Below are 17,451 nucleotides of genomic sequence, written 5' to 3'. Positions count from 1 at the left end.
GTCTCCTAAAACGAGAATAGTGATATAAAAAGCACCATAGCCAATTAATTTTAAAATGTCACACGACTTGATGATTTCTGTCTGGACATTATGAAACTATTTCTACAGGATGGCCCGGTTAATAAGAATGAGCAGAGGGGAAATTTATGCATCTGTTAGACAGTCCGATAAGGTCAGAAGAGCTGCTTGTAAAAACGTTCGGGATAAAACACCGTTTCTATGCTTCTTCATCAGAACCGCTTTCCCATAAGGAACTGATTGAACTTGCCGAGAAAAACGGGGATCAGGATCTTATTGATCTTTATAATGATCATTCCCTTGGCTATGCGGAGAATAGCGGCAGCCTTGATCTAAGGCAAGAACTGGCAACCCTTTATGGGCCCGAAATTGGTGCTGATAATATCGTCGTTTTCCCGGGTGCTCAAACGGGTATGACTTTGACCACATTGTCGCTTCTTCGTCCGGGGGATCATTCAATTGTTATTACGCCCAGCTATCAGTCCCTTGAAGAGGGTATCAAAATTGCCGGAAGTGATTTTACGCGAGTGACTCTAAGCCCTAAAAATAACTGGCAGATTGATGTGGCAGCCATCGAAGCAGCCATTCGTGGTAATACAAAATATATTGTTTTTAATGATCCGCATAATCCTTCAGGGTCACTGATGAGAGAGAAAACCAAAAAAGAACTGGTTGAACTGGCCGAACGACATAATATTCTGTTATTTTCTGATGAAGTTTACCGATTGCTTGAGCTTGATCCCGCATTGCGGTCTGCGTCAGTTGCTGAACTGTCGGAAAATGGCATTGCCCTAGGCACAATGGCCAAGCCCTTTGGTGCCGGAGGTACCTGTATTGGCTGGGTCGCCTGTAAGAATAAGGATATCATTGAAAAACTGCGCAAGGCACAGCATATTTTCGCGGTTTGTTTTGCCCGTGCCGGTGAAATACAGGCAATGATGGTTCTTCGTGTGCGCGAGAAGATCGTTGAAAAAAATATGAATATCATCAAAGAAAATCTTGTTCTGCTCGAAGATTTTTTTGCGGAAAATTATGACCTGTTTGAATGGATGCCCCCACAGGCTGGTGGTACAGGGTTTGTCAAATTCAAGGGGCCGCTAACGTCGGATCAACTGGCCAAGGAACTGCTTGAGCAGGGGATTTTGGTGTTCCCGTCGTCAATATTTGATTGCGATGATGATCTTAAACAATATTTCCGTATCGGGTTTAGCCGCCGGACAATGCCCGCTGCGTTAGAGGCATTTAAGGAATTCGTTGATGAAAGGCGAGAAAGTTGGGGATTTCCCCGATCATAAACCAATAAATTATATAGTGAAGCGTTAAATTATAGAAAAAATATGCAAGATCAGGTTCCCAATTTTAGTGATGAGAAAATCGCCCGGATCGCCAAAGAGCTTTATGGTCTTGAGGGGGAAATTAAACCGCTCGTTTCCTTTGAAGATCAAAACGCCCGGATTAAAACGGCACATGGCCGCTATGTCCTTAAAATTGCCAATAAACGGTGGAGCAGGGAATTCCTTCAGATGCAGACTGATATTCTGGATCATTTAAAATTAACTGTCCCTGATCTGGCCTTCCCGGAAGCGGTTAAAACCAAAAATGGGAAAACCATGACGATTATTGATGGTTTTGCGGTTCGGCTTCTGACCTATCTTGAGGGCAATATTCTGGCAAATATGGATAGAAGCCCTGAACTTTATAATGATATCGGACGTTTTCTGGGCCAGTTTTCAAAAGCGATGGAGAGCTTTCCCTATGATGGCACCGATGGGTCGGATAAATACTGGAAGCTGGATAATGTCATCGCCTGCAAAAAATATCTGCCGGAAGTTGATGACCTTGATGCCCGTGACCGGATTGAACGGCTTTATAACAATTATGAAAAAAATATACTGCCAAGATTGCCTGAGCTTCGCAAAGCGGTTATCCACAGTGATGCCAATGAGCAAAATTTTCTCATTAATCCGGAAAGTCCCGAAAAAATAGCCGGGCTAATCGATTTTGGAGAAATGCAGTATGCCAGTCAGGTCAATGAACTTGCCATTACCCTTGCCTACAGTCTTTTAAATGAAGAAGATATTGATATGGCAGCATGCAATATCATTGACGGGTATGTCAAAGAATTTCCGCTTGAACCGATAGAGCAGGAAATTTTATATGATCTGATGGCCATGCGGCTTGTCACCAATATTACAATGACTTCCCATAGCGCAAAAATGTTTCCGGAAAATGACTATATTCTGATTTCGCAAAAACCGGCCAGAATGCTTTTAAAGAAACTGGAAGACGAAAACTATATACTAGGGTAGCATTGATTAATGACATACAGAGAACCATGGTCAAAAAAGCATAAAAGGGTGACGGCAAATACTCCGTTTAATCTGTCCAATTCCTTTGCCGAGCCACTCACCAGTGGTGAGCTGATCAAACTGTCACTGGAGCGGGGCGATGAGGATATTGTTGAGCAATATCAGCACCATATTCTGACCTATACCCCCAATGGCGGCAGCCTCGATCTGAGGGAGGAAATAGCGGGACTATACGGCCCGGAAATTGGTCCGGAAAATATTGTTGTTTTTCCGGGCGCTCAGGTGGCTTTGCAGACAGCCGCCAATGCAATAGTTGATGAAACTTGCCATTCCATTGTCTTTACACCCGCTTATCAGTCCGTTCAGCAGGCACCCCTTCATGCGGGAGGTGAGATTACAAAAATCAGACTTGATCCGGAAAATGGCTGGCAGATTGACACGGGTCAGGTGGAAGCAGCAATAAAGCCAAATACCAGATATATGGTTTTTAATGAACCCTATAACCCGGCCGGAACATTGATGAGCCGCGAGACTCAAGCGCGTTTAAAGGAAATTGCAGAAAAAAACGGCATTTATATATTGTCTGATGAAGTTTACCGCTTGCTGGAGCATGATGAAAAAAACAGACTGCCGGCCATGGCCGATTTATATGAAAAGGGTATAAGTGCTGTTACCCTTTCAAAGCCGTGGGGTGGATGCGGCATAACCATCGGCTGGCTAGCAATGCAGGACCCGGACTTAAAGCAAAAAATTATTGATACAATGTATTTTGCCACGGCCTGCCCAAGTCGCGCCAGTGAAATTCAGGCGATAATGACACTTCGCGCTAGTGATTATATTTTAAAGCGGAATTTAAAAATTATCAGACAGAATGTCGCCCTTCTGGATCGGTTTGTCGAAAAATATCATGAGTTTTTTGAATGGGTGAGACCAGTTGCCGGGGCCATTGCCTATATGAAATTTAAAGGTCCTTTTAGTTCCAATGAGCTTGGCGAACAATTGGCGGAACATGGAATCTCAATAAAGCCCGCTTATGTCTTTTCCGATGAAAATCTATATAGTGACTATTTTCGTATTGGTTATGGCGAGGCCATTATGCCAAAAGCTCTTGATGCGCTCACCCGATTTGTCGAAGCTCATCAGGAAGAGTGGCGAAGCCAGCTTTCATAAATTATCCCGCCTTTTTTATTTCATCTAATAATCATGTATGTTATGAAGCGGTTGTTATTGATAATCGCTTCGATGAATGTGAGGGTGCCGGATGTCAGATGAAGTTATTGCAATTGCCAGTGATCATGGCGGTTTTGATTTAAAAGAAATTCTGAAAACTGAATTAGAGCACCTGGGTTATGGGATTCTAGATCTTGGCTGTTATAATAATGACTCGGTGGATTACCCCGATTATGCAAATAAAATGGCGGCAACACTCCTTAATAAATCGGCTGAACGTGGTGTCCTTATTTGTGGTTCCGGTATCGGTATCAGCATAGCGGCAAACCGCCACAGGCATGTGCGCGCAGCACTCGTTCATGACGGGTTGACCGCGCAACTTTCCAGACACCATAATAATGCCAATGTCATCGTCCTGGGTGGGCGGACAACTGGTGTTGATGTGGCAAAAGACTGTCTTAAAATTTTCCTTGAAACTGATTTTGATGGTGGACGCCATCAACGTCGAATTGAACTAATGTCCTAATTTTTTTTATTATTAAAGGCCCTTACAAATGTCATCATATTTAGATTCATTTTTTAATGCACCCTTAAGCGAAGCAGACCCTGAAATTCTGGAAAGTATTGATCTGGAAATGGGGAGGCAGCAAAGCCATATTGAGCTGATTGCCTCTGAAAATATTGTCAGCCGCGCGGTAATGGAAGCGCAAGGCTCAATCATGACCAATAAATATGCGGAAGGATATCCCGGTCGTCGTTATTACGGTGGGTGTGAGTATGTTGATATTGCCGAAAATCTGGCGATTGAGCGGGCCAAAAAACTATTTAATTGTGAATTTGCCAATGTTCAGCCCCATTCCGGTGCTCAGGCCAATGGCGCCGTGATGATGGCTCTTGCCAAGCCGGGGGATACTATTCTTGGAATGTCACTTGATGCCGGAGGACACCTAACCCATGGTGCGCCACCCGCACAATCAGGAAAGTGGTTTAATGCCATTCAGTATGGAGTGCGCCGCGATAATCATCTGATGGATTTGGATCAGATTGAAAGTCTGGCAAAAGAACATAATCCAAAAATTATCATTGCTGGCGGGTCTGCCTACCCACGGGAAATCGATTTTAAAAAAATGCGCGAAATTGCTGACAGTGTCGGTGCTTACTTAATGGTTGATATGGCTCATTTCGCCGGCTTGGTGGCAGGTGGTGTTCATCCAAGCCCGCTTGAGCATGCTCATGTTGTGACAACCACAACCCATAAGACCCTGCGTGGCCCGCGCGGTGGTATGATCCTGACTAATGATCTGGAGCTTGGCAAAAAAATTAACAGCGCGGTTTTCCCTGGTCTTCAGGGTGGGCCGCTTATGCATGTTATTGCGGCAAAGGCTGTGGCTTTTGGTGAGGCGTTGACGCCGGAATTCAAACAGTATGCCGCTCAGGTAAAATCAAATGCCCACGCATTGGCAGCCAAACTAAAATCTGGCGGCTGCGATATTGTTTCCGGCGGGACGGACACCCATGTAATACTGGTTGATCTTCGTCCGAAAGGACTGACAGGACGTGATGCGGATAATTCACTGGGACGCGCCAATATTACCTGCAATAAAAATGGTGTACCGTTTGACCCGGAAAAACCAATGATTACTTCCGGTATCCGGGTGGGAACACCTGCTGGCACAACACGGGGCTTTAAAGAAGCAGAATTTGAACTGGTTGGGGATTATATTCTTGAAATTCTTGACGGGCTTGCAAAAAATCCAGAAGATAACAGCGCAGCGGAAGCAGCAGTGAGGGAAAAAGTAATCGCACTTTGTGACAAATTCCCGATATATTAATTTTTAAGAGGAAATGAAATGCGGTGCCCATTTTGCGGTAATGAAGATACCCAGGTAAAGGACAGTCGACCGACCGAGGATAATTCTGCGATCAGGCGCCGCCGTTCCTGTGGCGGCTGCGGGGCGCGCTTTACAACGTTCGAACGTGTTCAGCTTCGTGAGCTGACCGTGCTTAAAACATCCGGCAAAAAAGTACCATTTGATCGTTCCAAACTTGAGCGGTCAGTGGATATGGCAATCAGGAAACGACCGGTTGCAGAAGAACAAGTCGAAAGAATGGTTAGTGGTGTCGTCCGACAATTGGAAAGTATGGGGGAAAGTGAAATTCCTTCAACGACCATAGGGAAATTAATCATGGAAGGATTGAAGCAACTGGATACTGTTGCCTATGTCCGGTTTGCATCGGTATATAAAAATTTCCGTGAAGCCAGCGATTTTGAACATTTCGTCAGCGAGATTGCTGATCATGAAGAAAGCTGAATATTTTTCAGAGCAGGACAAGGCTTATATGAAGATTGCGCTTGATCTTTCAAGGCGCGGTCTTGGCATAGTTTTTCCAAATCCATCAGTCGGCTGTGTCCTCGTCAGAAATGGCCACATAATCGGTCGTGGCTGGACAGGGGCGGGCGGGCGTCCACATGCGGAACAAAATGCACTTGAGTTTGCAGGAAATGCTGAAAATTCGGTTGCTTATGTTACCCTTGAACCCTGCTCTCATCATGGAAAAACGCCGCCCTGCGCCCAGGCGTTTATTAATGCCAAAGTGGCAAAAGTCATTGTCGCCACCGGTGACCCGGACCCTCGGGTAAATGGCAATGGGATTAGAATGCTAGAAGAAGCCGGAATTGAAGTTCAATTAGGACTTTTGCAGGAAGAAGCGGATTATGTCAATCAGGGATTTTTTCAGAGGATTAAGGAAAGAAGACCGCTGATTACAGTAAAGATAGCCAGTACAAAAGACGGTAAAATTGCCAAAGCTGAAGGGGAGCAATATTGGGTGACCGGACCATTATCACGAAAACGCGGGCATCTTTATCGGGCCACTCATGATGCTATTATGGTCGGGATTGATACTGTAATGACTGACGATCCAACGCTGGATTGTCGAATTAACGGACTTGAAAATCGCTCACCAATTCGGGTGGTACTAGATAGCCATTTAAGGATAAAGCCACATAGTAAACTTTGTAAATCGGCGGAGGAAATTCCGCTCTGGATCATGACCACCGTTTCGGATACAAAAAAATATGCTGAACTGGAAAAACGGGGCGCTAAAATTTTCTGTATCGAAAAGGATGAAATGGGGCGGGTTAATATTGGTCAGGTAATGGAAGTGCTAAGTGGTGAAGGCATTACAAGACTATTGGCAGAAGGTGGAGCCAAACTTAATGCTTCCCTGATCCGGGCAAGTCTGGTAGACCGTCTGCTATGGTTTAAATCTGAAGATTCTATTGGTGAAACAGGCGTTGATGCGTTATATGATATTCCCATAGAAAATCTTGGAAAATACCTTAATTTATCGCTTGTGGATGAAGGGGAGACCCCTCCCGATCACTGGCAGGAATTTAGGATAAAACGTTAGGTAAAAAATGTTTACTGGAATAATTACCGATATTGGCAAAGTGACCGGGATTAAGAAAAGCGGTGATACCCGTATTGTAATCAGCACGGCTTATGATACGTCCACTATAGAATTTGGTGCGTCTATAGCCTGTTCAGGTGTTTGCCTGACGGTTGTTGATAAAGGGGATGACTGGTTCAGTGTCGATGTTTCTAATGAAACGCTTTCCTGCACCACACTTGGTGATTGGACCAATGGAAACCGCGTCAATCTTGAACGTGCCCTGAAAGTTGGTGAAGAATTAGGCGGTCATCTTGTTACAGGACATGTGGACTGTGTCGGCGAAGTTATATCCGTTGAACCGGAAGGGGACAGCAAGAAATTTACATTCAGTCTTCCGCATAAGCTAAAGAATTTTGTCGCGGAAAAAGGGTCTATTACGATCAATGGCGCATCGCTGACAGTCAATAAAGTTACTGATGAAGCTGACCAAACCTTATTTTGTATCAATATCATTCCCCATACCCAGGAAAAAACAACATTTTCAGAAATCAAACCGGGTGACCGGGTGAATATAGAGATTGATATTCTGGCGCGATATGTCGCAAGAATGCGCGATTTATAATTTATCAGACATACCAATAAAAAATTTAGAGAATAATATGCCGAAAAATTTCCTATCCTCCATTGAAGATGTTCTTGAAGACGCAAAAAACGGGCGGATGTTCATCCTTGTTGATGATGAGGACCGTGAAAATGAAGGGGATTTGATTATCCCCGCACAAATGGCAACGCCGGATGCGATCAATTTTATGGCCACTCACGGTCGAGGGCTTGTCTGCCTGGCCCTGACGGCGCGTCGGTCGGAAGATCTGGGGCTTTCAATGATGTCCCAGAAAAATGCCACAAGACATCAGACGGCCTTTACAACTTCAATCGAAGCGGCGGAAGGGGTAACAACCGGTATATCAGCAGCTGACCGTGCCCACACAATTTCTGTGGCCATTGACCCGACAAAAGGCAAAGATGATATTGTAACACCCGGGCATGTTTTTCCGATTGTTGCCAAAAGGGGCGGTGTACTTGTTCGCGCCGGTCATACGGAAGCGGCCGTTGATGTGGCCCGCCTTGCCGGCTTAATCCCGGCGGGTGTCATCTGCGAAATTATGAAAGATGATGGCACCATGGCGCGCCTTCCTGATTTGATTGAGTTTGCCAGAAAACATAATCTGAAGGTGGCAACGATTGCGGATCTGATTGCCTACAGACGTCGCAATGATAATCTGGTTCAGTGCATTGACACCACTAAGGTTGATAGCGAATTTGGCGGTAAATTTTTAATGAAAGCCTATCTTGCCAAAGACGATGGCATTCAGCATTTTGCACTCATAAAAGGTGATCCGAAGTCAGCTGAAAAAGTTCTGGTCCGTATGCATTCCTTTAATATTTTTGAAGATTTGCTCGGGCAAAAGGGACCGAGAAGAAGCCAGTTTAACCGTGCCATGGAAGAGCTTGGCAAGGAAGAGTGCGGTGTATTGGTTTTTCTACGTGAAAACCGGAAGACCTATATTACCGACCAAATTGAAAAGAAAGATCAGAAAGTGAAGAAACAGTCGCCTAATATCAAAAATTATGGCATTGGCGCGCAGATCCTCCTTGATCTGGGCGTGAAGGACTTTGTTTTGCTTTCTGATAGTGAACAGAATGTAATTGGTATTGAAGGGTATGGATTAAATATTATCGGGCATCAAAGATTTGATGAAGCTCTGGACCTTCAGATTGTAAAGAAAAAAGGATAAAACGATGAAGCTGCTGATTGTCGAAGCCCGGTTTTACGAGGATATTGCCGATGAACTTGTAAAAGGCGCAATTCAGGTGCTTGATGAAGTTGGAGCGGAATATGACCGGATATCTGTGCCAGGGGCTTTCGAAATTCCGGCGGCAATCAGGTTCGCGGCTGATGGCCCTGACGGTTATGATGGCTATGTCGCCCTTGGCTGCGTCATTCGCGGCGAAACAACCCACTATGATTATGTCTGTGAGGAAAGCGCAAGGGCGTTACAGGATCTGGCAGTCAGGGACAGATTGGCCATCGGTTATGGAATATTAACAGTTGAAAACGGGGATCAGGCCTGGGCGAGATGTTCTGTTGATAAACATAACAAGGGGGCTGCTGTCACACATGCGGCAATAAGGATGATTGAACTTAAAAAACAATACGGGCTAAAACGCTGATGGCGACAGAAAAGTCAATAAAAGGCGGAGCGCGCAGCTCGGCACGTCTTGCTGCCGTTCAGGCGCTTTATCAGATTGAGGCAAGCGGTACACCCAGCCGGATTGTGATTAAGGAATTTGTTGATCATCGTCTTGGGGAACTCATTGATGATGAACAGTTTGCCAGAGCAGATAATGCTTTTTTTATAGACCTTGTTTCCGGCGTTGATGGCCGATCTGCTGAAATTGATGACTTGATTACGTCTAATCTAACGGACAGCTGGAGCCTTGAGCGAATTGAATCAGTTGCGCGTGCTGTTATAAGATCAAGTGTATATGAAATTCTGGCCAGACCGGATGTGCCGACCAATGTGATAATCAATGAGTATGTTGATGTTACCAAAGCATTCTTTGATGATTCCACCCCGGCCTTTGTGAATGGAATTCTTGATAAAATTGCCAAACTGACGAGAGAATAGACGCTGTCAAAATCAGAATTTGACCTTATAGAAAAATATTTTGCTCCTTTAAGCACGACAGGAGCCCCGGCATTCTCGTTATCAAATGATGCCGCAATTTATTCTCCGGAACCAAACAAAAATTTGATTTTTACGAAAGATATGCTGGTTGGTGGTAAGCATTTCTTTGAACATGATGATCCTTATCTAATCGCCCAAAAAGCCTTGAGAGTTAACCTGTCTGACTTGGCGTCTATGGGCGCAGAACCACTAGGTTATCTGCTTGGGATTGCTTTGCCAGACAAAAATTTTGATCCGGATCATTGGCTTTCTTCATTTGCAGAGGGGCTTAAGGATGATCAGGATAAATATCGGCTGAAACTTTGGGGTGGGGATACTGTGTCAACTACGGGACCGATAACTGTTTCTGTCACTGCCATCGGGCAAACTGGAAGCACAGTAAATCTATCCAGATCAGGGGCAAAAACTGGCGATGACATATATGTTTCTGGAACATTGGGTGATGCCGCTGCCGGTTTGGTCGTTCTGAAGGAAAAAATGGACCCGACAAAATTTGAATATCTGATAAAACGATATCATTTACCAGAACCCAGGATCAGGCTTGGCCAGGCTTTGTCGGAAATCGCCACGTCAATGATGGATATATCAGATGGGCTTTTGGGGGATATTTCACATATTTGTCGCCATTCAAAAGTCGGTGCTGAAATAGAAACAAAAAAAATTCCGTTTTCATTTGCCCTTGGTAATCTTTTGGCAACCAAAGCAGATTATAGTTCTCTAATCTGGAGCGGGGGTGATGATTATGAATTATTATTCACCACTTCACCAGATAATGACAGGGTGATTGAGAAGCTGTCAGAACAGTTGGCTATAAAACTGACAAAGATAGGGAAGATTACCAAAAGTCAGAACGTGATATTATTGGATGACGAAGGCACCGAAATAAAATATGAAAAACGGGGCTTCAGTCATTTCTAAGACCGGGAATGAAGTATGGCTGATGAAGAAGTACAGCAAAATAACGAACAGGAAAAGACAAATAACGGTAGCAAAAAATTACTGATTTTAGGCCTGGTCGCAGGCCTTATTGTCGGTGGGGGAAGCGCAGCTGGCTTTTTTATCATGCAACCGCATGAAACAGCACAAGACGTTCAGGAAGAAAAGATTGTCGAGGAAAAAGAGCCCGAATTACCTGACTATCAATATGCGAGAATGGAAAGACTGCAATTGCCATTATTCTATGATGGTAAAATTTTAAATTATGCCCTTATGGATGTGTCAATTGAAGTGGTCGGTAATAAAGACAAAATGCTTGTTGTAAAAAACATTCTTATCTTTCGGGATGCGCTATTGCGTTACTACAGCGTAAATTCTGTCGGTCGCGATGATAACCCGCGCATTGTTGATTTTGATAAATTATCAGAAAAAATCAAAGGGTTTGTTGACGATGAATTAAATAAAGAAATTGTATCCCGAGTAGTCATTACACAGAGCAGGAATATTTAGTTTCCTGCCTGTGGCCCTCCGGTCGCAGAACCAAAACGACCAATATTTCCAAATAATTCAGCAAGAAAATTAACATCCCGTCCATGTGTAATTGTCTTTTTTGAAACGGGATCAATAACTTTATTGTCGGCAACCGTATAGTGTTTAATGTCTGAAACATAATCTTCGTTATCAAAGGTAATTGCCAGAATATTCATCTCAACAACCTTTTCTTTGAAAAATGCCCAGCGCTCCGTTCTTTTGTTATAATAATACCAGTTATTATCATCAAACGTGGCTTTCATAGTGGGATCTCCCAGCATGGCTACAACAGACTGTTTGGTATCAATATCTTCTCTGATTGCATCGACCTTTTCAGGATCGGGAATGTAACCGTGATAAGCTTTAATAGTGGAGCATCCTGTAAGAAAAGTGACCAACAAAGAAGCAAAGATAAAATTGGTTAAAGTTTTTTTCATATTGATCACAGGCTAATTTTTTAGCTTTCTCACTCTGGAATTCATTGCTGTTTAGGATACTGCATGTTAATCCACATTCAAAAATTCAAAGCAACATACATGTTGAATTCTAATTCAGGCAACAAAATGGCATTTGCAAGGTGGCTAGTCAATAATTTAGTATATGATTTTTAGAAAATATGAATTAGAACCGCCATTTTATTGCTATTATATGAAATTTGAGAAAGAAAATTTTTATGTTTGGTTTTTTGTTTAAAGAAAAAAGACTGAATGATAGCGGTCAGGGTTTATTTCTGTCGATTATCGAACAGTCGCGGCTTCCGTTTTTTTATGCCGACATGGGGGTTGCTGACAGTATTGATGGCAGATTTGATGTGATGGTTTTGCATATGGCAATTTTGCTCGACAAATTGGATAAGCATAGTGATGAAGTCCCGGAAGCGATGAAACTTAGGCGTATAGTTCAGGAAATTATGTTTGATAATCTTGATCTAACTTTGCGGGAAATTGGTGTGGGAGATTTGGGCGTTGGCAAAAAAATCAAGGTTATGGCTGAAGCGTTTTATGGAAGGGTAAAAGCTTATCAGGCGTTATTTTTATCTGAGAATTCTGAAGAAATGTCAGAAGCATTAAAAAGAAATATCTATCGGGGCAACGAGACTGATAAAAAGATTTTAAGTCATTTTTCTGCCTATATCTTTAAAATGCGGCAGGAAGTTTCCAAACAGCCAATTTTGGACATAATGGAAGGAAAAATTACCTTTCTAAAACCAGTGGGGATCAAAAATGACTGATTCAGAAATTGAAAATGAATTCAGCAGACTATTTAACCTCGAACTGATCAAAAAAGATGGCAGTAAGGTTGAATATTCGGCCACAGAGGAGGAAGGTGAAAAGCTTGCAGAAAGATTTTCCATTCCTGCCGTGATAAGCCTGAATGCAAGATGCGAATTAAAGAAACTGGATGAAAAAATATTTGGCGATTATAGCCTTCATGTTGAAATGGAAGCAGAAATTATTCAGCAGTGTGTAATGACGCTTGAGGATGTAAACGAATCAATTAAAGAGAATTTCTCAATTATTTTTAAAAGAATATCATCATCTGAAGTTGAAGATGCTCAGTCTAAGGAAATTGATTTTGATGCAGAGGAAGAGGATATCGTATTTATACATGATAAAGTCGTTGATATAGGTGAATATATTGCCGAATACTTATCGCTTTCTATGAACCCGTATCCTAGGCGGGAAGATATAGATAGAGATAAGTTGGGTTATAAGCTGGTAACGGATGATCAGTTAAATACTATCCCTGAAAAGAAAAACCCGTTTGAAGTTTTGAAAGACCTTAAACATAAAACTTGAAGATAAAGTTTATTACTATATTTTAAACAGATAGCATGATGAACCTGTTGTTAACGGTTCTGATATAATATGATTTATGATATTAATAAAAAGATTATAGAATAAGGGTATGCTTTGACGCGTGAACTTATAATTTCATTAGATGCAATGGGTGGTGATCACGCTCCCGATATTGTTATTGAGGGGGCGAGTATTGCCCGGGAAAGAGTGCCGTATGTACGCTTTCTCATCTTTGGCGACGAAACGAAAATTGTTCCGTTGCTTACCCGTTACCCGATATTAAAAGGTTGTTGTGAAGTCCATCATACTGACAAGGTTATTTCAGCCGATGAAAAACCCAGTCAGGCCCTTCGACGTGGTCGCGACAGCAGCATGGGACAGACAATTCAGTCAGTAAAAGACGGTCAGGCGCAGGCGGCAGTCCTTGCGGGCAACACAGGGGCCCAGATGGCACTTGCCAAATTTATTTTAAGAACGATGCCTGGGATCGATCGTCCTGCACTTGCAACGCTCATTCCCACAAATCGCGGGGAAAGCGTTATGCTGGACTTAGGTGCGAATGTGGAATGTGATGAAAATAATCTTGTCCAGTTTGCGATTATGGGTGCTGCTTTTGCAAGAACGGTTCTTGGTGTTTCCAAGCCTACTGTTGCTATTCTCAATGTCGGTGTTGAGGAGCTAAAAGGAAGCGATGCTATCAAGAATGCTGACCGTATTTTACGTGAAGCAAATATTCCGATGGATTATAAAGGCTTCACAGAAGGCCATGGTCTTGGTGGTGGGGTTGTTGACGTAGTCGTGACCGATGGTTTTACAGGAAATATCGCTCTTAAAACAGCAGAAGGTACAGCAAAAATGATTGCAAACCTTCTGAAAAGATCTTTAAACGAGTCCCTGCTTTCAAAAATTGGCGCGCTGTTTGCCAGTTCTTCTTTGATGGCGCTCAAAAATCATCTTGATCCTAATAATCACAATGGTGCCGTATTTATGGGGCTTAATGGACTGGTGATTAAGAGCCATGGTGGTGCATCAGCAAAAGGCTTTGCCAGTGCGATCGGCGTTGCTATAGATATGGCAGAAAATGATCTGGCGGGTAAAATAACCCGGGATTTGAAAAATTTTAACAGTACAGCAGCTGAACAGGATGATGATCAATTGGCCGAAAATGATGACACAATTGTTGAAATGAACATCAAGGAACACAAATAATGGGCGTAATACGTTCTGTCGTTTCCGGCACAGGGTCATATCTTCCTGAAAGAATACTTACCAACAAAGAGCTGGAAAAAAAAGTTGATACGTCTGATGAATGGATTATTGAAAGAACTGGAATCCATCAACGCCATATAGCGTCTGACACAGAGGTTACATCAGATCTTGCTGTAAATGCTGCACTAAAAGCTCTGGAAAGTGCAAAACTTGAGGCATCAGATATTGACCTGATCGTCGTTGCCACATCGACGGCGGATCAGACATTCCCGTCTACAGCGACAACGGTTCAATATAAACTGGGCAATACGAGTGGCGCCGCTTTTGATGTACAAGCCGTCTGTTCTGGTTTCGTTTATGCATTGACGGTTGCCGATAATTTTATCAAGGCCGGACAATCGAAACATGCACTTGTAATTGGTGCTGAGACTTTTTCACGGATTTTAGACTGGGAAGATCGTACCACCTGTGTTCTGTTTGGTGATGGCGCAGGGGCCGTTATACTTTCCGCCCATAATGGTGCAGGAAATAACAATGACCGTGGCATTCTGGCATCACGCATACATTCCGATGGAACATATAACGATCTTCTTTATGTTGATGGCGGGGTGTCATCTACCGGAACTGTTGGCTATCTTCGGATGAAAGGAAAAGAAGTATTCCGTCATGCTGTTGTGAAACTGGCTGGTGTCATTGGTGAAGTGCTGGAAGACAGCAATATGACCTCTGACAATATTGACTGGATCGTCCCGCATCAGGCCAATAAAAGAATCCTCGACGGAACGGCAAGAAAGCTGCAGGTTGACCCTGAAAAGGTCATTGTGACAGTTGATAAGCATGCCAATACATCTGCCGCTTCCATTCCACTGGCACTGGATGAAGCCGTCAGGGATGGGCGAATCACTAAAGGTCAAGTGGTGATTCTGGAAGCCATGGGAGGCGGATTCACCTGGGGTGCTTGTCTGCTAAGGTGGTAATATTTACATTTAGTGTGATATTTTTATCTTTTTTCCCAATTTGACACATAATCTAGACTATTAGGAACTATACGCATCCCTTTGATATTGACCGTATAATCCTGCTACAGTAGGCTAGAGAAAAAATAAGAGGTAGGAACATGAGTGGAAAAACAGTAACGAGGGCTGATTTAATTGAAGCCGTTTATCAGGAAGTGGGGTTATCCAGAAACGAGTCTGCTGACCTTGTGGAAACAGTGCTTGATGAAATTGCCGCCAACCTGACCAACGGTGACAATGTTAAAATATCTTCATTCGGCAGTTTTATAGTTCGTGATAAAGGTGGCAGAGTTGGCCGCAATCCAAAAACGGGCGAAGAAGTTCCAATTGAGCCTAGAAGAGTGCTGGTATTCAGACCTTCACAGGTTTTGAAAGACAGAGTCAGCAAATCGTAAAAAAATAGAAGTAAGCAGGCTGTAAATATGTTGTTTGACAAAGCAACTGTGCGGCTGCACAGAAAGATATTGAGCTAAATGTCAGCCTCTAAACAAGCCAAATCTCCAAATGCCTTCAGAACCATCAGTGAAGTTGCTGACAATATAGGCATTCCTCAGCATGTACTTCGCTTCTGGGAAAGTAAATTCAGTCAGATCAAACCTATGAAGCGTGGTGGCGGACGCCGGTATTACCGGCCTGAGGATGTTGAGGTAATTGATGCTATTAGAAGACTGCTCCATGATGACGGTTACACCATCAAAGGTGCACAGAAGCTTCTTCGTGAGCATGGGGTAAAAGCAGTCGTTCAGCAAAGTTATGTTCTGAGCAGTGCTGATGATGAGGAAAGGCACATAGAACTGCCTGCAATAGCCAATTCAGACGATGTTTCCTTAACATCAATCAGAGACAAGCTTGAAGAAGTAAGTGAAAATCTGAAAGCGGCACTTAAATCATAGCTATTGAAATTATCTGCCTTAATGCTTAATCAGATCATCCCAATTCAAGGGCTTGATATGGTGCGGGGCATCATCGTAGCGGCCAATGGTATTGCCGGAAATGAAATTCAGTTCAGTTTCCTTCATAACCATAAGTTCTTCAAAATTATCAATACCATCAAGAGATAGATTTATATTTTCACGCGCGCACTCGATGGCAAGTTTCTGTATTTTACTCAGATATGCATCTGAAGTTCTCTCTCTTTCAGTGATATTAAGGCAAATTCCTTTAATGCCACAGGCTTTATAATAACCGACATCTGTTGGAATTTTATCACAGACAATTGTAACATCGCGGCAGAATGTAAGCAGGCTGGTAATAATCTCATGCATTCTGGCTTCCGGGAAACCATCCGGAAAGCCGGCCAATGAAAAAGTGATATATTTTCTTAAGGGAATGGGAATTGACTGACACTGAAAAAGAAAATTATGCAGTCGGGTCAAATTGAATAATGTTTTATAATTCAAGGGGATGGAGAACATTGCCCGGAAATTGTTTTTGAAAAAATCCTGCATCATTTCAATAATTTCATCCAGCATGAACCGGTCAAGCTCAATCATAGACGCCAGGCAGAATGGGTTTTTCAAGGCATTATGACCAATGGGGCCTGTGACCGGATCATTAATATCCTGTTTGCCGGATTTTCTGATACTCACCATGAATGTAGAGACAACATTATTCTTTTTATCCCATATCGGCTTATAAATGAGCTCGTAAGGACGTTTCTTTTTAGCTTTAATCGGGGAGGCAAAAGCTTCCAGTTTAGGAGTGACTTCAGACGACATCCGCTTCCGCTCTTCCTGAAGATCATTTTCTGTTTGACTGGAATAGGCGACATCCTTAAATAGCAACTTTCCGTTTCGCCGGCCAATGGCAAGCCTCAAGGTGATATTATGGTCATATGATTTGCCGAGATATTTAATGGTAATCTGTTTCAGGATATCACCGCAAATCTGTTTTGCATCCGGTTTTGAATGATCTGTAAAAACGACCAGATGATCAATTTCGGACCGTGAACAGAAAATATCATCATCGCCAATATTATTTTTTATTTTTGTTGATAACAGAGATACAATCTCTTCGCGATGATTGATCCATCTTGAGCCGAGTTCATCATGGATAAACTGCAGGCTGATCAGATAAACCTGTCCCGACTGGTAAAGGTCGCTGACGGCAATAAGTTTTTCAAAATTCTGAATATCAAAAGTAGGTGTAAAATGTTTTTTCCGGGTTACGGCGGAAAACACATTCGTAAATTTGCCAGAAAAAAAATCAAGTATGCCTTTCATGTCCAATGATATTCCTGATCATAATAACAGAACCGACGGGCAGAACCCTTTTATCGGTCCATTTCTGATCATAAATATAGCTGGCATGCTCTTAA

At 42.9% G+C, this 17,451-nt stretch carries 21 protein-coding genes; 19 read left to right on the top strand and 2 right to left on the bottom strand.

Annotation, left to right across the window (positions count from 1 at the left end):
- Positions 1-146 precede the first annotated feature (146 nt).
- The 13 genes from R3D86_03030 (at position 147) to R3D86_02970 (ending at position 11,089) form a co-directional block, all read left to right on the top strand.
- On the top strand, positions 147-1,313 hold the full coding sequence (locus tag R3D86_03030; GenBank protein ID MEZ5757176.1) for a pyridoxal phosphate-dependent aminotransferase: 1,167 nt from the start codon (positions 147-149) through the stop codon (positions 1,311-1,313).
- Between the two features lie 42 nt (positions 1,314-1,355).
- Positions 1,356-2,327, top strand: a complete 972-nt coding sequence (locus R3D86_03025; protein MEZ5757175.1) for a phosphotransferase — start codon at positions 1,356-1,358, stop codon at positions 2,325-2,327.
- Positions 2,328-2,336: 9 nt separating this feature from the next.
- The gene (locus tag R3D86_03020; GenBank protein ID MEZ5757174.1) at positions 2,337-3,497 is read left to right on the top strand and encodes an aminotransferase class I/II-fold pyridoxal phosphate-dependent enzyme; all 1,161 of its coding nucleotides are present in this window, start codon (positions 2,337-2,339) and stop codon (positions 3,495-3,497) included.
- Between the two features lie 91 nt (positions 3,498-3,588).
- Positions 3,589-4,023, top strand: a complete 435-nt coding sequence (rpiB, locus tag R3D86_03015) for a ribose 5-phosphate isomerase B (protein MEZ5757173.1) — start codon at positions 3,589-3,591, stop codon at positions 4,021-4,023.
- Positions 4,024-4,051: 28 nt separating this feature from the next.
- Positions 4,052-5,329, top strand: coding sequence for a serine hydroxymethyltransferase (gene glyA, locus R3D86_03010; protein MEZ5757172.1), 1,278 nt, complete (start codon positions 4,052-4,054; stop codon positions 5,327-5,329).
- An 18-nt stretch (positions 5,330-5,347) separates the two neighbouring features.
- Positions 5,348-5,809 carry a transcriptional regulator NrdR gene (gene nrdR, locus R3D86_03005; GenBank protein MEZ5757171.1) on the top strand — a complete coding sequence of 154 codons (462 nt, stop codon included), beginning with the start codon at positions 5,348-5,350 and terminating at the stop codon, positions 5,807-5,809.
- Complete coding sequence (gene ribD, locus R3D86_03000; protein MEZ5757170.1) at positions 5,796-6,911, top strand: bifunctional diaminohydroxyphosphoribosylaminopyrimidine deaminase/5-amino-6-(5-phosphoribosylamino)uracil reductase RibD; 1,116 nt, start codon at positions 5,796-5,798, stop codon at positions 6,909-6,911. Before nrdR ends, ribD begins: the two co-directional genes overlap by 14 nt.
- 7 nt (positions 6,912-6,918) lie before the next feature.
- Entirely contained in the window at positions 6,919-7,515 is a 597-nt protein-coding gene (locus R3D86_02995; protein MEZ5757169.1) for a riboflavin synthase, read from the top strand.
- 37 nt (positions 7,516-7,552) lie between these two features.
- Positions 7,553-8,689, top strand: coding sequence for a 3,4-dihydroxy-2-butanone-4-phosphate synthase (ribB, locus tag R3D86_02990; protein MEZ5757168.1), 1,137 nt, complete (start codon positions 7,553-7,555; stop codon positions 8,687-8,689).
- A gap of 4 nt (positions 8,690-8,693) precedes the next feature.
- Entirely contained in the window at positions 8,694-9,125 is a 432-nt protein-coding gene (locus R3D86_02985) for a 6,7-dimethyl-8-ribityllumazine synthase (GenBank protein ID MEZ5757167.1), read from the top strand.
- Positions 9,125-9,583 carry a transcription antitermination factor NusB gene (gene nusB, locus R3D86_02980; protein ID MEZ5757166.1) on the top strand — a complete coding sequence of 153 codons (459 nt, stop codon included), beginning with the start codon at positions 9,125-9,127 and terminating at the stop codon, positions 9,581-9,583. The genes R3D86_02985 and nusB overlap by 1 nt, the downstream gene beginning before the upstream one ends.
- Positions 9,584-9,586: 3 nt before the next feature.
- The gene (thiL, locus tag R3D86_02975; protein ID MEZ5757165.1) at positions 9,587-10,561 is read left to right on the top strand and encodes a thiamine-phosphate kinase; all 975 of its coding nucleotides are present in this window, start codon (positions 9,587-9,589) and stop codon (positions 10,559-10,561) included.
- A 15-nt stretch (positions 10,562-10,576) separates the two neighbouring features.
- A complete protein-coding gene (locus R3D86_02970) occupies positions 10,577-11,089 on the top strand; it encodes a hypothetical protein (protein MEZ5757164.1) in 513 nt (170 codons plus the stop codon).
- On the opposite strand, the gene bamE is transcribed toward R3D86_02970, so the two are convergent.
- On the bottom strand, positions 11,086-11,547 hold the full coding sequence (gene bamE, locus R3D86_02965; protein MEZ5757163.1) for an outer membrane protein assembly factor BamE: 462 nt from the start codon (positions 11,545-11,547) through the stop codon (positions 11,086-11,088). The genes R3D86_02970 and bamE overlap by 4 nt on opposite strands.
- A 236-nt stretch (positions 11,548-11,783) precedes the next feature.
- Here bamE and R3D86_02960 point away from each other — a divergent pair, with 236 nt between their 5' ends.
- The 6 genes from R3D86_02960 (at position 11,784) to R3D86_02935 (ending at position 16,027) form a co-directional block, all read left to right on the top strand.
- Positions 11,784-12,341, top strand: a complete 558-nt coding sequence (locus tag R3D86_02960; GenBank protein ID MEZ5757162.1) for a ubiquinol-cytochrome C chaperone family protein — start codon at positions 11,784-11,786, stop codon at positions 12,339-12,341.
- The gene (locus R3D86_02955; protein MEZ5757161.1) at positions 12,334-12,909 is read left to right on the top strand and encodes a DUF177 domain-containing protein; all 576 of its coding nucleotides are present in this window, start codon (positions 12,334-12,336) and stop codon (positions 12,907-12,909) included. Before R3D86_02960 ends, R3D86_02955 begins: the two co-directional genes overlap by 8 nt.
- A gap of 114 nt (positions 12,910-13,023) precedes the next feature.
- Positions 13,024-14,118 (top strand): phosphate acyltransferase PlsX, encoded by a 1,095-nt coding sequence (gene plsX / locus R3D86_02950; GenBank protein MEZ5757160.1) that lies wholly within the window; start codon positions 13,024-13,026, stop codon positions 14,116-14,118.
- Positions 14,118-15,095 (top strand): beta-ketoacyl-ACP synthase III, encoded by a 978-nt coding sequence (locus R3D86_02945; GenBank protein ID MEZ5757159.1) that lies wholly within the window; start codon positions 14,118-14,120, stop codon positions 15,093-15,095. Before plsX ends, R3D86_02945 begins: the two co-directional genes overlap by 1 nt.
- A 125-nt stretch (positions 15,096-15,220) precedes the next feature.
- On the top strand, positions 15,221-15,529 hold the full coding sequence (locus R3D86_02940) for an integration host factor subunit alpha (protein ID MEZ5757158.1): 309 nt from the start codon (positions 15,221-15,223) through the stop codon (positions 15,527-15,529).
- Between the two features lie 78 nt (positions 15,530-15,607).
- On the top strand, positions 15,608-16,027 hold the full coding sequence (locus R3D86_02935; GenBank protein ID MEZ5757157.1) for a MerR family transcriptional regulator: 420 nt from the start codon (positions 15,608-15,610) through the stop codon (positions 16,025-16,027).
- A gap of 18 nt (positions 16,028-16,045) precedes the next feature.
- Here R3D86_02935 and R3D86_02930 read toward each other — a convergent pair whose 3' ends face one another.
- Positions 16,046-17,356, bottom strand: a complete 1,311-nt coding sequence (locus R3D86_02930) for a hypothetical protein (protein MEZ5757156.1) — start codon at positions 17,354-17,356, stop codon at positions 16,046-16,048.
- Positions 17,357-17,451: the final 95 nt, after the last annotated feature.

The sequence above is a fragment of the Emcibacteraceae bacterium genome (assembly GCA_041396985.1).
Classification (GTDB): Bacteria; Pseudomonadota; Alphaproteobacteria; order Sphingomonadales; family Emcibacteraceae; genus Pseudemcibacter.
Note: the sequence above shows the minus strand (reverse complement) of the source record. Positions and strands in the feature narration are given on the sequence as shown.

What these genes read in the sequence shown, in the direction of transcription:
- R3D86_02970 (MEZ5757164.1), top strand. Translation starts at nt 10,577, where the DNA reads ATGGCTGATGAAGAAGTACAGCAAAATAACGAACAGGAAAAGACAAAT.
- R3D86_02985 (MEZ5757167.1), top strand. Translation starts at nt 8,694, where the DNA reads ATGAAGCTGCTGATTGTCGAAGCCCGGTTTTACGAGGATATTGCCGAT.
- glyA (MEZ5757172.1), top strand. Translation starts at nt 4,052, where the DNA reads ATGTCATCATATTTAGATTCATTTTTTAATGCACCCTTAAGCGAAGCA.
- nusB (MEZ5757166.1), top strand. Translation starts at nt 9,125, where the DNA reads ATGGCGACAGAAAAGTCAATAAAAGGCGGAGCGCGCAGCTCGGCACGT.
- R3D86_02995 (MEZ5757169.1), top strand. Translation starts at nt 6,919, where the DNA reads ATGTTTACTGGAATAATTACCGATATTGGCAAAGTGACCGGGATTAAG.
- nrdR (MEZ5757171.1), top strand. Translation starts at nt 5,348, where the DNA reads ATGCGGTGCCCATTTTGCGGTAATGAAGATACCCAGGTAAAGGACAGT.
- R3D86_03020 (MEZ5757174.1), top strand. Translation starts at nt 2,337, where the DNA reads ATGACATACAGAGAACCATGGTCAAAAAAGCATAAAAGGGTGACGGCA.
- R3D86_02935 (MEZ5757157.1), top strand. Translation starts at nt 15,608, where the DNA reads ATGTCAGCCTCTAAACAAGCCAAATCTCCAAATGCCTTCAGAACCATC.
- bamE (MEZ5757163.1), bottom strand. Translation starts at nt 11,547, where the DNA reads ATGAAAAAAACTTTAACCAATTTTATCTTTGCTTCTTTGTTGGTCACT.
- R3D86_03025 (MEZ5757175.1), top strand. Translation starts at nt 1,356, where the DNA reads ATGCAAGATCAGGTTCCCAATTTTAGTGATGAGAAAATCGCCCGGATC.
- ribB (MEZ5757168.1), top strand. Translation starts at nt 7,553, where the DNA reads ATGCCGAAAAATTTCCTATCCTCCATTGAAGATGTTCTTGAAGACGCA.
- ribD (MEZ5757170.1), top strand. Translation starts at nt 5,796, where the DNA reads ATGAAGAAAGCTGAATATTTTTCAGAGCAGGACAAGGCTTATATGAAG.
- rpiB (MEZ5757173.1), top strand. Translation starts at nt 3,589, where the DNA reads ATGTCAGATGAAGTTATTGCAATTGCCAGTGATCATGGCGGTTTTGAT.
- R3D86_02955 (MEZ5757161.1), top strand. Translation starts at nt 12,334, where the DNA reads ATGACTGATTCAGAAATTGAAAATGAATTCAGCAGACTATTTAACCTC.
- R3D86_02945 (MEZ5757159.1), top strand. Translation starts at nt 14,118, where the DNA reads ATGGGCGTAATACGTTCTGTCGTTTCCGGCACAGGGTCATATCTTCCT.
- R3D86_03030 (MEZ5757176.1), top strand. Translation starts at nt 147, where the DNA reads ATGCATCTGTTAGACAGTCCGATAAGGTCAGAAGAGCTGCTTGTAAAA.
- R3D86_02930 (MEZ5757156.1), bottom strand. Translation starts at nt 17,356, where the DNA reads ATGAAAGGCATACTTGATTTTTTTTCTGGCAAATTTACGAATGTGTTT.
- R3D86_02960 (MEZ5757162.1), top strand. Translation starts at nt 11,784, where the DNA reads ATGTTTGGTTTTTTGTTTAAAGAAAAAAGACTGAATGATAGCGGTCAG.